The sequence below is a fragment of the Ornithinimicrobium sp. F0845 genome (assembly GCF_023015765.1).
Taxonomy (GTDB): domain Bacteria; phylum Actinomycetota; class Actinomycetes; order Actinomycetales; family Dermatophilaceae; genus Ornithinicoccus.
Window position 1 is genome coordinate 41315 of the sequence record NZ_JALKAL010000012.1, and the last position, 14385, is coordinate 55699.

At 70.9% G+C, this 14385-nt stretch carries 11 protein-coding genes and 1 pseudogene; 4 read left to right on the forward strand and 8 right to left on the reverse strand.

Annotated features, from left to right (window positions below; genetic code table 11):
• Positions 1-46 precede the first annotated feature (46 nt).
• The 7 genes from MWU75_RS15490 to MWU75_RS15520 all read right to left on the reverse strand — a co-directional run bounded on the left by MWU75_RS15490 (position 47) and on the right by MWU75_RS15520 (position 8706).
• Positions 47-691, reverse strand: coding sequence for a TetR/AcrR family transcriptional regulator (locus MWU75_RS15490; protein ID WP_247092470.1), 645 nt, complete (start codon positions 689-691; stop codon positions 47-49).
• A 68-nt stretch (positions 692-759) separates the two neighbouring features.
• Positions 760-1863: a phosphotransferase gene (locus tag MWU75_RS15495; RefSeq protein WP_247092472.1), complete on the reverse strand. Its 1104-nt coding sequence runs from the start codon at positions 1861-1863 to the stop codon at positions 760-762.
• A gap of 35 nt (positions 1864-1898) precedes the next feature.
• The gene (locus MWU75_RS15500; protein ID WP_247092474.1) at positions 1899-3137 is read right to left on the reverse strand and encodes a phosphotransferase; all 1239 of its coding nucleotides are present in this window, start codon (positions 3135-3137) and stop codon (positions 1899-1901) included.
• Entirely contained in the window at positions 3134-5065 is a 1932-nt protein-coding gene (locus tag MWU75_RS15505) for an ABC transporter ATP-binding protein (protein WP_247092476.1), read from the reverse strand. Before MWU75_RS15505 ends, MWU75_RS15500 begins: the two co-directional genes overlap by 4 nt.
• Positions 5062-6249, reverse strand: coding sequence for a glycosyltransferase family 4 protein (locus MWU75_RS15510; protein ID WP_247092675.1), 1188 nt, complete (start codon positions 6247-6249; stop codon positions 5062-5064). Before MWU75_RS15510 ends, MWU75_RS15505 begins: the two co-directional genes overlap by 4 nt.
• Positions 6250-6251: 2 nt before the next feature.
• On the reverse strand, positions 6252-7520 hold the full coding sequence (locus tag MWU75_RS15515; RefSeq protein WP_247092478.1) for a glycosyltransferase: 1269 nt from the start codon (positions 7518-7520) through the stop codon (positions 6252-6254).
• Complete coding sequence (locus MWU75_RS15520) at positions 7507-8706, reverse strand: glycosyltransferase (RefSeq protein WP_247092480.1); 1200 nt, start codon at positions 8704-8706, stop codon at positions 7507-7509. The genes MWU75_RS15515 and MWU75_RS15520 overlap by 14 nt, the downstream gene beginning before the upstream one ends.
• A gap of 172 nt (positions 8707-8878) precedes the next feature.
• On the opposite strand from MWU75_RS15520, the gene MWU75_RS15525 reads away from it, so the two are divergent.
• The 4 genes from MWU75_RS15525 (at position 8879) to MWU75_RS15540 (ending at position 12528) form a co-directional block, all read left to right on the forward strand.
• On the forward strand, positions 8879-9739 hold the full coding sequence (locus MWU75_RS15525; RefSeq protein WP_247092482.1) for a transporter substrate-binding domain-containing protein: 861 nt from the start codon (positions 8879-8881) through the stop codon (positions 9737-9739).
• A gap of 30 nt (positions 9740-9769) precedes the next feature.
• Positions 9770-10564 (forward strand): amino acid ABC transporter permease, encoded by a 795-nt coding sequence (locus MWU75_RS15530; protein ID WP_247092491.1) that lies wholly within the window; start codon positions 9770-9772, stop codon positions 10562-10564.
• On the forward strand, positions 10564-11331 hold the full coding sequence (locus tag MWU75_RS15535; RefSeq protein WP_281497346.1) for an amino acid ABC transporter ATP-binding protein: 768 nt from the start codon (positions 10564-10566) through the stop codon (positions 11329-11331). The genes MWU75_RS15530 and MWU75_RS15535 overlap by 1 nt, the downstream gene beginning before the upstream one ends.
• A 120-nt stretch (positions 11332-11451) precedes the next feature.
• Complete coding sequence (locus MWU75_RS15540) at positions 11452-12528, forward strand: DNA polymerase IV (protein ID WP_247092493.1); 1077 nt, start codon at positions 11452-11454, stop codon at positions 12526-12528.
• Positions 12529-12571: 43 nt separating this feature from the next.
• Here the strand turns inward: MWU75_RS15540 and MWU75_RS15545 are convergent.
• Positions 12572-14187: pseudogene (locus tag MWU75_RS15545) on the reverse strand (AMP-binding protein).
• Positions 14188-14385 lie beyond the last annotated feature (198 nt).

The following is a 14385-nucleotide window of genomic DNA, read 5'->3' on the forward strand; positions in this document are numbered from 1 at the left end:
GCTGTCGTATGTCGTCGGGCCGGGTCGTCCGTGACCGCGGCGGGGGTCAGTCGGTCTGGGTCCATCCCGTCGCGGCGAACTGCAGGCCGCGGTGGAGCAGCCGGTTGAACTCGGCGGCAGACCGCTCGTCGACCACGTCACCGGCCGTCTGGATCCAGTGGCGTTCGGCCGCCTCGAAGATGGCCATCACGGTGCCGGCCAGGCCGGAGGCCGCCAACGGGTCGCCCTCCGGGACACGGTCCCGCAGCAGGCCCTCGAGCCAGTCCCGGTGATAGCTCCAGATGTTCAGCGCGAGACCGTGCCGCTCCTGGCCGGTGCACCTGACGGCCGCGATCCAGGCCAGCAACTCGTGCGGGACCGGGGACACCTCGATGGTCCGCTGCATCGCCACGAGGGGCGGCTCATCGAGCGGACGTGCGGCGAAGGCCTCGGTCAGGGTGGTGATCGGTGACGACATGCCCTCGGCGAGGGCTGCCTCCAGGCTCGCGAAGTAGTTGAAGAAGGTGCGCCGGGAGACCCCGGCCGCCTCGGCGACCGACTCGACCGTCAACCCCTCCAGCCGGTCCTCCCCCAGCTGGTCCCGCAGCGCCTCGAGCATCCGCTCGCGGGTGCGCGCCTTGTTGAGCTCGCGGCGACCCGGTGGGTGCGCCGCGACCTCGGCACCCGGGCGGTCGGTCTCACTGGTCGTCACCAGATGACGGTACGACGCTGTTTGCACTCAGTGCAAATCTGCACCGGGTGCAGTCTTGGTGTTCTCGATCACACCGACGGGCGGGAGGCACTCGCCCAGTCCAGCGCCAGCGACCGGTGCCGGGGCCGGAAGGAGTAGAGACAGGCCAGGCGCAGGCGGGTCGCCTCGGCGTAGGTCTCGAAGCGGGCGCTGTCCACCCCCAGTCCCTCGGCGACCTCCAGGATCGCCTGCTGGGCGACCTCGCTGTGCCCCCGCGACCACACGCCCTGGTCCGTCCGGAGCACCGCGTGCACCCAGAGGTTGGCGAGGTCGAGCGCCGGCTCGGCCAGCGACACGGTGTCGAAGTCAAGCAGGCCGAGCGAGGCGTCGTGGGCGAGGATCTGCTTGTCGTGCAGGTCGCGGTGGCTCACGACCAGCTCCTGGGCGCGCCCCGTCACGAGCTCGGTGGTGACCGCCTCGGCTCGCGCCGTCACGTGGTGGCTCACCGCTGCCGGCAACGCCTCGAGCCGGTCGACCCGGTCGAGCCAGCGCCGCAGGTTCACCACCTCGTCGTGGGCCGAGTGCGTGGCCAGCCCGCTGTCGGCCGCCGGGCGCGCCAGGGCCGCCCAGCGCACCGCCCAGCGTTGCCACCACCGGGACCACTCCCCGCGGGTGGCGACCCCGCCGAGCTCGTGCAGGCTCCGGCCCGGCAGGATGCTGAAGCTCACCGCTCCCGGCCCCGCCTCGAGCACGGCCGGGGCCTCGAACCCTGCCTGTTCGGCCACCGTCTGGCCGTGCCGGGCCGCCGCCGCGATCTCCGGGCCGGTCCCCGGCCGCACCACCTTGACGTAACGGTCCGGGCGTCGCACCACGGCCCGCTTGCCATAGCGGTGCACCACGACGGTGCCGCTGCGCGACGCGCCGGACAGGTCGGGGAGCTTCGGGTCGGCGCCGTGCGGCGCAACGCGCACCGAGGACACCTGCCAGCCGAGGCCGCTCGCGGGCCGCATCCGTAGCTGGGCCGCCCGGATCCTGCCCCAGCGGTCCCGGCCCTCTGCCAGGACGACCTCAGCATCGCCGCGGCGCGCCCGTGGCCAGGCCCGGTCGACGGTGATGACGTCATCCCCCACCTCCAGCACCGCGGGCACGGGGCCAGGGGTGAGCGTGGGCTCCAGCTCGTTGTTCACGGACATGAGGTCTCCTCCGGTGGGAACGCTCTGGCTGTCGGTCATGTCAGCACCTGCTGCACCTGGTCCATGCGGCGGTGGATGCCGTCGACCCAGTCGGGCTCGGCGGCACGGAACGGCTCCAGCGCCCGACTGAGCAGCGAGCGGGCGACCCAGGTGAAGAGTCCGTCGTCGGTGGCCCCGGTGGCGCCCGCGTCGGCGCCCGGGTCGGCAGCGTCGGTGCCCGGGTCGGCAGCGTCGGGGTCCTGCGTCTCGCGGTATCCGGCGAGCAGCTCCCGGGTGAGCGGCAACGCCTGGAGCCCCGCCCACTCCCCTCCCCCGGCCAGCAGCTCTGCGGCGGCGAAGCTGCCCAGGTCAGCCATCAGGGGGCCGCGCCCGGCGCGGTCGAAGTCGGTGAGGCGCACGGTGTCCTCGCCGGCACGGCCCACCAGCACCTGGTCGGCGGAGAAGTCACCGTGGATCGGTCCGGTCGCCCAGCGGCCGCTGGCGATCCGCGCAGCGAGAGCGGAGGTCTGGGCCTGCATGCGGGTGGCCGCTGCACCGTCCAGGCCGGCCAGGTCCTCGGCCTGGCGGACCAGCGCCCCCACCGGGTCGGGCACGGGCCCGGTGCGGATCGCGGACCGGTGCAGTCGTGCGAGAGCCGACCCCGCGGCATACGCCGGTCCCCCGCCGTCGGGCAGGGTCGCCAGGTCACCCCTTCCGAACCAGGGCCACACGGTGACCCGGCGACCGAGGCGGTGACCGGGTGCCTCGACAGGCTCCACCACTGGCACCCCGGCGGACGCCAGGTCACGCAGCGCGGCACGCACCCCGATCTGCTTCTCCGCCGTCACCCGCAGCACAAGGGACTCACCGGAGGGGAGGTCGCGGTGCAGCACCAGCCGGCGCTGCGGGTTGTAGCGGAGCACCGACAGGCGACCTGCCGCCACCGCGTCGGTGACCGACGGGTGCACGGAGCGGAGCCCGTCCAGGCCCTTCTGCAGGCGCGGATCGGTGTCGACGGTGCCGTGGGCGACGGTGAGGCCGTCGGTCTGGAGCAGGTGCACGTGCTGGCCCCGCTCCCCCGCGAGCTCCACGGCCTTGCGGATCTTGTCCGTGTGCCCTGGGTGACTGACCTGGATCCACCCGGGCGCGTCCGAGCCCCCCGACGCGTCCAGCAGGACAGCAGAGGTCGACAGTCCCGGTTTGAACCGCAGCCGGGTGGCCCGGACCTCCCGGCCGAGCACCTCGGAGAGGCGCTGCCGGTCGATCAGCAGGTCGGCGCTGGCGCGATGGGTCATCGGCCCGCCCGGCTCCCGGCGACCGGCTGGGGGGATACGGGCTGGGGCGAGTGCGATTGGTGGGATACCGGCTGGGGCGAGTGCGGCTGGGGGGATACCGGCTGGGGCGAGTGCGGCCGGTACGACACCGGCTGCGGCGCCTCGGTCGCCGGCGAGGACCCGGTGAAGGCGGCGCCCTCCGGGAGTATGCCGTGGGCCGGACCGTCCCACCAGACGCCACCGTTCTCGATCCAGATGATCCGGTCGCACTCCCGGGCGGTCTGCTCGTCGTGGGTCACCACGAAGGTCGTGCGGCCCGCGGTGAGCTGGTCGATCGCCTCACGCACCGCCACAGCGTTCTCCGCATCGAGCCCGGAGGTCGCCTCGTCCAGGATGATCACGGCGGCGTTGCGCAGCATGGCCCTAGCGATCGCGATGCGCTGGCGCTGACCGCCGGAGAGGGTCGCGCCGCGCTCACCGACCTGGGTGTCATACCCCTGCGGCATGCGGAGGATGAACTCCTCGGCGCGGGCCATCCGGGCCGCCCAGCGGACCTGGTTGTCGTTGGCCGCCAGGTTGCCGTAGCGGATGTTGTCGGCGATCGATCCGGTGAACAGCACGGACTCCTGCAACACCACCGACACCTGGGAGCGCAGCTCGGTCAGGTCGAGGGCGCGCAGGTCCACCCCGTCCAGTCGGACGTTGCCGTGCCGCGGGTCCATCATCCGCAGCAGCAGACTGGTCAGCGTCGACTTCCCGGCGCCGGAGGGTCCCACCACAGCCACCCGCTGCCCGGGCGGCACGACCAGGCTGAGGTCGCGCAGCACCGCGGGGTGGTCGCCGTAGCCGGCGGTGACCCTCTCGAGGCGCACCTCCCCGGCCACCCGGGACAGGCGCACCGGGTGTGCGGGACTGGTGATGTCGGGCACCTCGTCCAGGACGTCGGCCACCCGCTCGCCCGACGCCGTGGCCCGGGCGATCCGGCCGGTGTACTTGGCCAGGTCACGCAACGGCTTCATGGCGGTCTTGAGGTAGGTGAGGAACAGGACAAGGTCCCCGGGGGTCATGACCCCCTGGGTCACGCGGTAGCCGCCGAGCAGGAGCACCGAGGCGGTCGCGGAGCCCACCAGCACGTCGGTGCCGCGCTCGAGGGCGGCGGCGAGACGCCGTGCCTGGACACCCTCCTTCAGGGACTTGTCGTTGCGTCCGCTGAACTCCGCCTCCAGCGCGCTCTCCAGCCCGTAGGCCTGGACCACCCGCATCCCGCCGATGGTTTCCTGGGCGATGTTGGCCAGGTCGCCCTCGGCCCGGCGCGTCTTGCGCGAGGCGCTGGTGATCTTCGGTCCGCTGGAGCGGGACAGCAGCAGGAACACGGCAGCGGCGACCACGAGGATCAGGGCCAGCAGCGGGTCGAGCCAGAACATCACGCCGCCCATGACCACCAGGGTGAACACGTTGACGAGCAACGGCATACCGGCCGTGACGGCGACCTCCTGCAGCCGCCCGACGTCGCCGATCAGGCGCTGCACGAGGTCTCCGCTGCGAGAGGTGGAGTGGTACTCGGTGGACAGACTGTTCACGTGCCGGAAGACCCGCTGGCGCAGCTGCACCGCGATCCGGGACCCGCCGAGCGCGAAGGCGACGGTCGCCAGGTAGTTGAAGACGGCCCGGAAGCCGACCAGCGCGACCGTGGCCAGGGCACAGGCGAGCAGCAGGCGCACGCTGGCCTGGGGTCCGGAGTCGGCCAGGTCCGCACCGAGGGAGCGGGTCACCGCGTCCACGACGAACTTCACCGGCCAGGGCTCCAGGACCCGGAAGACGACCTCCAGCATCAGGGCGACGGCGCCGCCCATGAGCAGCGGGGCCTGTCCGCGCACGTGCGGGCGGACCAGACCCAGGGTCCTGCCGAGTGCGTGGCCGTCGATCTTGGGAGACTTGACGGAGCTCATGCCACGCCCTCGGGCACGGTGACGCCCTCCAGGATCCGGTCCAGGACGCTGTCCCAGGAGTGCGCGGTCACGACCATGTCGCGGCCGAGCAGTCCCAGGGCACGAGCCCGCTGCGGGTCGGAGACGAGGGTGTCGATCGCCGCGGCCAGAGACGCCGGGTCTGACGGCTCGACGAGCAGACCGTTCTCACCGTCGCGCACGATGGTCGGCACCTGACCGACCCGGGAGGCCACGACGGGCAGTCCGGCAGCGGCGTACTCGTAGATCTTCAGTGGAGAGAAGTACTGATCCGCCCCCTCGTCCATCGCCGGGTACGGAGCCACGGCGACGGCCGCACCGGCCAGTGCGGCCGGGACGTCGCCCGGAGCCACGGCCCCGCGGAAGTCCACGGCCAGGCCCAGACGGTCGGCCTGCTCGGCCAGCGCGGGACCCTGCGGTCCGTCGCCGACGATCCGGACCTGCCAGGCCTCCTTGGCCAGAGCGGCCGCCTCGAGCAGGACGTCGGTGCCGTGCCAGGGCTTGAGCGTGCCCACGAAGAGGACGACCGGGTCGCCGTCCGAGCTCGCACGGGTGGGTGCGATGCGGGTGGTGTTCACACCGTTGGGGGTGACGCGGATCTTGTGCGCGGCCTCCGGGCAGTGGCTCCGGACCCACGCGGCGACCGGCTCGGAGACGCAGGCGACAACCGAGGCCGCAGCGACCTGGGCGCGCAGCGCCGCGCGGGCACCGTCCTCGTCGACCAGGTGGCGGTGGGTGGCCTGCTCGTCGATGAGCGGGGCGTTGACCTCGAGGACCCCGGGGATCCCGAGGGTCGTGGTCACCTCGGCGAGAGCCGTCGAGAACAGGGAGTAGCGCTCGTAGGCGATGTCCACCCCGTCACCGATGGCCCGGGCGGCCATCTCGTGGGCGGCCGCGACCTGACGCCGCTCACGGCGGGCCGTCCGCTCGACGTGGGGGAACTCCTTGTCCGCCGTGCGGTCGGCCTTGCTGTCGACCGGCACGTGCGTGACGTCCAGGTCGGTCAGGTCGGCCGGGACATGGTCGTCCGTGCGGGCGGTGTAGAGCCGCACGGTCGCGCCGCGGGCCCGGAAGGACCGGATGATCTCCTGCACGTGGACCGAGGCGCCCTTGGTCCCGAAGGCCGGGACGCCGGGGTCGGCGGACAGGTAGGCAACGCGCGTCATCGTCAAACTCCCCTCGTGCCGATCAGCAGGGACTCGCCCCGCTGGTGCTCGGCCAACCGGCGCGCCTGGCGCGCGGTGTCGAACTCGGCCTCGATCAGTGTCCGGGCCGCGCGGGCAGTCTGCACGCGCGGGTAGTCGTGAGCGGCTGCGCGCTCCAGCGCGGCCATCAGTTCCCCCAGGTCGCCCTCGTCCAGCCGGTCGGCCGAGATCAGCTGTCCGGTGCGGTCGTCGTGGATCGCCTCAGGAATGCCGGTGACGTCGCTGCCGATGACCGGCACCCCCATCGCCATCGCCTCGAGCAGGACGGTCGGCAGGCCGTCCGCGTTGCCGTCGGCCCCGACGACACACGGTGCCACCATGACGTCCGCCCAACGCAGCAGGTCGCGGATCTCCTCCTGGTGGCGGGGACCCATCAGCTCGACGGTCTCCCCCAGCCCGCCGGCGGTCACCTGGGCGGACAGCGCCGCCAGCTGGTCGCCGTCGCCGGCGATGCGGACCTGGAGGGCGGGGGCGTCGGCACGCTCAGTCAGTTGGCGCACCGCCGCGATCAGGTGGGTGAATCCCTTCTTCTCCACGAGCCGTCCGACGGCGGCGACCTTCAGCGGTCCGCTGACCGGCGCCGGGTCGGCATACTCGAACCGGGACAGGTCCAGACCGTTGCGGATCAGGACGACCCGGTCGGCGAGATCCGGGTAGCGGGTGACCAGGAACGAGCGGTTGAACTCGCTGATGGCGACGACGTGGTCCGCTGCCGCGAGGATCTCGTGCAGCAGCTCGTGGTCGACGCTCTCGTGGAACAGGTCCTTGGCGTGCGTGGTGACCGAGAAGGGGATGTCGGCGATCGCGCTGGCCACGCGGGCCACGCGAGCGGCCATCGAGCCGAAGTGTGCGTGCAGGTGGGTGATCCCCTGCTGGGTGGCGCTGACGGCGAGGTGCACCCCCTGCACCGCCTCCGACGGCTCGAGACGAGCCAGGAGCGGCAGTATGCCGGGCAGCCGGTTGTCGAGGTCGGCGATGGTCGCGCGCGCCTCGCGCAGCACGGTCCACGCGTCGGACAGCTTGACCGGCTTGGGCAGGTGGGTGACCGGTGCCTGGACCCGGGAGATCTCCGGGTGGAAGCGAGCGTCCGTGGTGGGTCGCATGGCGAAGATCGCCAGGTCCTCACCGGCCGCCTCGCGGCTCAGGATCTCGGTGACCACGAAGGTCTCGGAGAAGCGGGGGTAGACCTTCAGGACGTAGCCCACGCGCGGGGCACGCTCAGAGCGCTGCACTGGTCAGCTCCTTCTTGCTCGCGCGTGCCAGGTCGGCGACGCGGTGGGCGACACCGGCCAGGCCGGCCAGGTCGAGGTGGGCGCGGTCCTGGGTGCGGTGGACGGCTCCGGCGAACCAGGCCGTGAGGCGCTCGACGGTCAGGTCGTCCAGGCACTCCAGGTCGACGGCGCCGGCGTCCTTCAGCCCCCGGGCGCGGATGAGCTGCTCCTGTCGGGGGCGCTCGCGAGGCACGAGCAGGACCGGGCGGTCGGTGCTCATGACCTCGTTGACGGTGTTGTACCCGGCCATCGAGACGACCGCGCTGGCCCGTCGGATCGTGGCCAGGCCGTCCGGCACGCAGGCCACCACGCGGGTGCCCGGTGCGGCGTGGCGCTGGATCTCGGCGAGGTCCTCGGCGGGCATCTGGGGACCAGCCACGACGAGGTGCCGGTGACCGGCGGGGACGGTCGCTCGGGCCGCGAGGCTCAGCATGCCCCTGCCGTCACTGCCACCACCGGACATGCTCAGGACGTAGGGCGCCTCGGTGGGGTCGGTCTCCGGGACCCAGCGACGGCCGTTTGCGAGGTAGCCGGTGTAACGGACCATGTCGTACAGCACCGCAGGGACCTCGCCGGTCTCCCGGACGTCATGCACCTGCGGGTCGCCGTAGACCCAGATCTCGTCGAAGATCGCGCGGAAACGCTCCAGGTCCCCCAGCCGCTCCCACTCCGCCGCAGCGACCTCCGGCTCGTCCAGGACCTCGCGCAGACCGAGGACGATGGTCGTGCCGGGCCGCTTCCTGCGGGTCTTGGCCAGCGTCTTGCGCAGCTCGCCGCTGACACCGTAGGCGTGCCGGTCGACGATGATCAGGTCAGGGTTGAGCCCCTTGACGACACCCTTGACCAACTGGCTGCGGATGTCGAGGAGGTCGTCCATCGGCACCTGCATGTGCCGGGGCTCGTAGCCCGAGTCCCCCTTGCAGATGCTCGGCAGCAGCGCGACGTCAAACCCATCGGGCACGTCGAGGTCGGTGCCGTGGGCCACGCCGGTCAGCAGCATGCCCGTCACCGGGCGACCGGTCATGGCGGGGATCTGGGTGGACAGGGTGTGCGCCAGGGCCAGGTTGCGGCGGATGTGACCCAGGCCGACGGAGTCGTGCGAATACAGCAACACCCGGAACGGGCTGGTGCTCTCGGAGCCGGTCATGCGTCCTACCTCCCGGTCGTGCGACGCCGTCCCTCGGCGCATGACCCCTAGTTCACCTGACCGTCATGAGCGGGCCGTGAGACGTTGGTGAGATCTCTCTCATGTGCCCGTCGCACCGGACCGTCAGTCTGCGTCCACCGGATCCGGGACCCTACAGCGATACAGTGCAGGCATGAATAAGCGATCCCTGTATGCAGTGGCGGCTACCGCTGGTCTCGTGTTGTCCCTGGCGGCGTGCGGCTCGGACGACGGTGGCGACACCGGCGGCGACGACACCGGCGGCGAGGGCAACGGCGCCGACGCCGCGTCGCTCGACCTGGTGACCGAGGGCACGCTCACGGTCTGCTCCGACGTCCCCTACCCGCCCTTCGAGGACTTTGACGAGTCGGCGCCGTCCGGTTTCGTCGGCTTCGACATCGACATCGTCTCCTCGGTGGCCGACGGCCTGGGCCTCGACCTCGTGGTGAAGGACTCCTCCTTCGACGGGCTGCAGTCCGGACTGTCCCTCAACGCGGGCGAGTGTGACCTCGCCGCCTCGGCCATGACGATCACCGAGGACCGCGCCCAGAACATCGACTTCAGCGACGGCTACTACGACTCCCTGCAGTCCCTCCTGGTCCCCACGGACTCCGACATCGCGAGCATCGGGGACCTGGCCGGCACCCGTGTGGCGGTCCAGCAGGGCACCACCGGTGAGGCCTACGCCCAGGAGAACGCCGAGGGTGCCGAGCTGGTGGCCTTCCCGAGCAACGCCGAGATCTACCAGGCGCTCCTGGCCGGCCAGGTGGACGCCGCCCTGCAGGATCTGCCGGTCAACGTCGACAACGCCAAGCGGGGCGACTTCACCATCGTCGAGGAGTACGACACCGACGAGACCTACGGCCTGGCGATCAAGAAGGGCAACACCGCACTGGTCGACGCAGTCAACGAGCAGCTCACCGAGCTGCGGGACAGCGGTGAGTACGACGAGCTCTACGCCAAGTACTTCTCGGAGGACGGTTCCGCGGACGACGCCGAGTCCACCAGCCGCTGAGACTGGTGACGAGAGGACGAGGGTGACCCGATGACCCGGAGCGCGCGCACCCGCCTGATGACACTGTCGCTGTACGCGGTGTTCCTGGCCCTGGTGGTCATCTTCGTCCTGCTGGCCGACTGGGACGCGATCAGGCGCAACTTCTTCCTGACCGAGGGCTTCACCGGCAACTGGCAGGACATGATCTTCGTCGGGGCCAAGAACACCATCCTCTACACGATCATCTCCTTCATCGGTGGCTTCGTGCTCGCGGTGGTCCTGGTGCTCATGAAGTTGGCCCCGATCGCGCCCTTCCGGTGGGTGGCCACCGGCTACATCGAGCTGTTCCGCGGACTGCCCGCCCTGGTCGTGATCCTGTTCATGGGCTTCGGCGTGCCGATCGCCTTCGGGTGGCGGCCGCCGGGTGGCACCGTCGGGGCCGGTCTGGTCGCCCTGATGCTCGTGGCCGGTGCCTACATGGCCGAGACGCTGCGGGCCGGCATCGAGGCGGTCCCCAAGGGGCAGACCGAAGCGGCCCGGTCGCTGGGGATGAACGCGCGCTGGACCATGGCTTCGATCGTCATGCCCCAGGCGCTGCGCATCGTGGTCCCGCCGCTGACCAACGAGCTCGTGATCCTCCTGAAGGACACCTCGCTGCTGTTCGTCATCGGACTGGCCGCCAACCAGAAGGAGCTGACCACCCTGGCCCGCGACTTCATGAGCAGCGGCCCGTCGGCCGGCACCGCCACCTCGCTCGCGTTCGCGGCCCTGCTCTACCTGGCCATCACGCTCCCGCTGACCAGGCTCGTGGCCTGGATGGAGAGCAAGCAGAAGAGGAGCCGGTGATGAGCGAACTCCACCCCAGCATGGATGTCGATGAGCGGGCACCCGCGATCGAGGTGCGGGACCTGCACAAGAGCTTCGGCGACAACGAGGTCCTCACCGGCATCGACTTCCACGTCGATCACGGGCAGGTGGTCTGCGTCATCGGCCCCTCGGGCTCGGGCAAGTCCACGCTCCTGCGGTGCGTCAACCGGCTCGAGGAGCCGACCTCCGGGCAGATCCTCGTGGAGGGGATCGACATCACCGACCCGGACACCGAGCTGGATCTGGTCCGCACCCGGATCGGCATGGTCTTCCAGCAGTTCAACCTCTTCCCCCACATGACGGTGCTCCGCAACCTCACCATTGCCCAGCAGCGCGCCAAGGGCCGCAAGCGAGGTGAGGCGGAGCAGATCGCGCGCGAGAACCTCGCGAAGGTCGGGCTGGGCGACAAGGAGGCGGCCTACCCCGCCCACCTGTCCGGTGGTCAGCAGCAACGGGTGGCCATCGCCCGTGCCCTGTCGATGAACCCGGACATGATGCTCTTCGACGAGCCGACCTCCGCACTGGACCCCGAGCTCGTCGGTGACGTGCTCGACGTCATGAGGAAGCTCGCCAACGAGGGCATGACGATGATGGTCGTCACCCACGAGATGGGCTTCGCCCGCGAGGTGGGAGACAACCTGGTCTTCATGGACGGTGGTGTCATCGTCGAGGAGGGCGACCCCGTCGAGGTGCTCACGAACCCGCAGCATAAGCGGACCCAGTCGTTCCTGTCCAAGGTGCTCTGACCTGTCCACGGTGCCCTGACACCGACGCACGAGACGACCCGGCGGGCGCGCAGCGGCCTACCGAGGCCGGGCCGGTCCCCAGGACCTGCGCCCAGCCCGCGACCACAGCAGGATGGGGCCATGACAGCCTGGGTGCTGCACGTGGACATGGACCAGTTCCTGGCGGCCGTCGAACTCTTGCGGCGACCCGAGCTGGTCGGGCTCCCCGTGGTGGTCGGCGGGCGCGGTGACCCGACCGAGCGTGCGGTGGTGTCCACGGCAACCTACGAGGCCAGGGAGTTCGGGATCCGCTCCGGCATGCCTCTGCGGACAGCGTTGAAACGGTGCCCGGAGGCCGTCTTCCTGCCGGTCGACTTCCCCGTCTACGAGGCTGCCTCGGAGCAGGTGATGCAGACGTTGCGCGAGTTCCCCGGCGCGGTGGTCCAGGTGCTCGGCTGGGACGAGGCGTTCGTCGGGCTGGAGACCGAGGACCCCGAGGCCGCCGCCCGAGAGCTCCAGGCCCGCGTCCTTGCCGCGACGCAGCTGCACTGCTCGATCGGCATCGGCGACACGCTGGTCCGTGCCAAGACCGCCACCGAGTTCGGCAAGCCGCAGGGTGTCTTCCGGCTGACCCAGGACACCTGGCTGGAGGTGATGGGTGCCCGACCCACCCGTGCCCTGTGGGGTGTCGGTAGCCGGATCTCGGCGCGGCTGGGTGAGCTCGGCATCGGCACCGTGCGGCAGCTCGCCGCCGCTGACGACGATGACCTGGCCGCCGTCTTCGGTCCGAGCACCGGCCCCCACCTGCGCCGCCTGGGGGCCGGGGCGGGCAGCCGCCACGTGGACGACACCCCGTGGGTGGCCCGGGCACACGGTCACGAGACGACCTACCAGCAGGACCTGACCGATGCGGCCCAGATCGAGGCCGCCCTGCGGGAGCTGGCCGACCAGGTGGTCACGGACCTGCGGGCCGAGGACCGGGCCTGTGCCCGGGTGCACCTGAAGGTCCGCTTCGCGCCCTTCTTCACCTTCACCAGGGTCCGCAAGCTGCCGGAGCCCACCTTGGACCCCGGCGTCATCGCCGACACGGCATTGAGCCTCCTGCGCAAGCTCGGGGACGACCGGCCGATCCGGCTGCTCGGGATCCGGGGCGAGATGGTGCCTCCCGAGGGCGGCTACGACCCGCCCCGCACGCACGGACGCCAGGGTGCGCCGTGACGCGCCGTCACGCGGTGGCGCGCGATCGGCATACTGCCCCTCGTCAGTCGGCCAGCCCCAGCTTCCTGCTGGAGACCTCCCGCATCTCCACCTTGCGGACCTTGCCGGTGACGGTGATCGGGAAGTCGTCGACGACCATGACATAACGCGGGATCTTGTAGTGCGCCAGTTTGCCGGTGGCGAAGTCGCGCACCGCCTCGGCAGTCAGCGGCCTGGCGCCCTGCTTCATCTGGATCCAGGCGCACAGCTCCTCGCCGTACTTCTCGTCCGGCACCCCGACGACCTGCACGTCCTGGACGTCGGGGTGGGTGTAGAGGAACTCCTCGATCTCACGGGGGTAGACGTTCTCCCCGCCGCGGATCACCATGTCCTTGCTGCGCCCCACGATGGTGCAGTAGCCATCCTCGCGCATGACCGCCAGGTCGCCGGTGTGCATCCAGCCGTCGGCGTCGAGGACCTCGGCGGTCTTCTCCTCCTCCTGCCAGTAGCCGAGCATCACCGAGTAGCCCCGGGTGCAGAGCTCACCGGTCTCCCCCGCGGCACGGTCTCGCCCGTGAGCGGGTCGACGATCTTGATCTCCAGGTTGGGGTGGACCCGCCCGATGGTCTCCGTGCGACGCTCCAGGTCGTCGTCGGCGCGGGTCTGGGTGCTGACCGGCGAGGTCTCGGTCATGCCGTAGGCGATGGAGACCTCTGCCATGTTCATCTGGTCGACGCACTTCTTCATCACCTCGACCGGGCAGGGGGAGCCGGCCATGATGCCGGTGCGCAGCGTGGACAGGTCGTGCTCGGCGAAGCTCGGGTGGTTCTGCATCGCGATGAACATCGTCGGCACGCCGTAGAGCCCGGTGCAGCGCTCCTGCGTGACGGTGCGCAGCGTGGTCTCCGCCTCGAAGCCGGGCCCCGGGATCACCATGGTCGCCCCGTGGGTGGTGCATCCGATGTTGGCCATCACCATCCCGAAGCAGTGGTAGAAGGGCACCGGGATGCACAGCCGGTCCTGCTCGGTGAAGTTGATCAGCTCCGTCACCGCGAAGCCGTTGTTGAGGATGTTGCGGTGGCTGAGGGTGGCGCCCTTGGGACGGCCCGTCGTGCCGGAGGTGTACTGGATGTTGATCGGATCCGTCGGTGCCAGGGTCGCCATCCGCAGTGCCACGGCGTCCTGGGGCAGGTCCGCTCCCCCGGCGACCAGGGTCGCCCAGTCGTCGGTGTCGATCAGGACCACCCGCTCCAGGGCGGGACACTCGCTCCGCGTCTCCTCGAGCATCGCCCGGTAGTCGCTGGTCTTGAAGCTGCTGGCGGACAGCATCATCCGCAACCCGCTCTGGTTGACCGCGTAGGTCAGCTCGTGCACCCGGTAGGAGGGGTTGATGTTGACCAGGACCGCGCCGATCTTGGCCGTGGCGTACTGCGCCAGCGTCCACTCGGCGCAGTTCGGCGCCCAGATCCCGACCCGGTCTCCGGCCTGGATGTCCGCGCCGATCAGGCCACGGGCCAGGGCGTTGACGTCGGCGTCCAGCTCGGACCAGGTCCACCGGCGGCCACTGGCCATCTCGACCAGCGCCTCGCGGTCCGGATGGGCGGCGACGGTGCGCTCGAAGTTCGCGCCGATGGTCTCCTCCAGCAGCGGCTGCACCTCGCCCTTGGCGTAGGACTCCATCTCCGTCACTCCTCCGGGTGATCCTGACCTGTCCGACTCCTGAGTATGCCGTCCAACCCCACCGGACGCGCCGCATGGTGCTCTCCACGCTGACCCTGGCGCGCCGGATGGTGGTCTCTCAAACGACCGAGCGCGCGGTGTGGTCTTCCCTCGAACGACCGGGCGCGCGGTGTGGTCCTCTCGCACGCGACCGGGCAC

Bases quoted from the DNA above. Each gene is read 5' to 3' on its own strand.
- MWU75_RS15495 (WP_247092472.1), bottom strand. From the start codon at position 1,863: ATGTCCGTGAACAACGAGCTGGAGCCCACGCTCACCCCTGGCCCCGTG.
- MWU75_RS15500 (WP_247092474.1), bottom strand. From the start codon at position 3,137: ATGACCCATCGCGCCAGCGCCGACCTGCTGATCGACCGGCAGCGCCTC.
- MWU75_RS15505 (WP_247092476.1), bottom strand. From the start codon at position 5,065: ATGAGCTCCGTCAAGTCTCCCAAGATCGACGGCCACGCACTCGGCAGG.
- MWU75_RS15510 (WP_247092675.1), bottom strand. From the start codon at position 6,249: ATGACGCGCGTTGCCTACCTGTCCGCCGACCCCGGCGTCCCGGCCTTC.
- MWU75_RS15520 (WP_247092480.1), bottom strand. From the start codon at position 8,706: ATGACCGGCTCCGAGAGCACCAGCCCGTTCCGGGTGTTGCTGTATTCG.
- MWU75_RS15525 (WP_247092482.1), top strand. From the start codon at position 8,879: ATGAATAAGCGATCCCTGTATGCAGTGGCGGCTACCGCTGGTCTCGTG.
- MWU75_RS15530 (WP_247092491.1), top strand. From the start codon at position 9,770: ATGACCCGGAGCGCGCGCACCCGCCTGATGACACTGTCGCTGTACGCG.
- MWU75_RS15535 (WP_281497346.1), top strand. From the start codon at position 10,564: ATGAGCGAACTCCACCCCAGCATGGATGTCGATGAGCGGGCACCCGCG.
- MWU75_RS15540 (WP_247092493.1), top strand. From the start codon at position 11,452: ATGACAGCCTGGGTGCTGCACGTGGACATGGACCAGTTCCTGGCGGCC.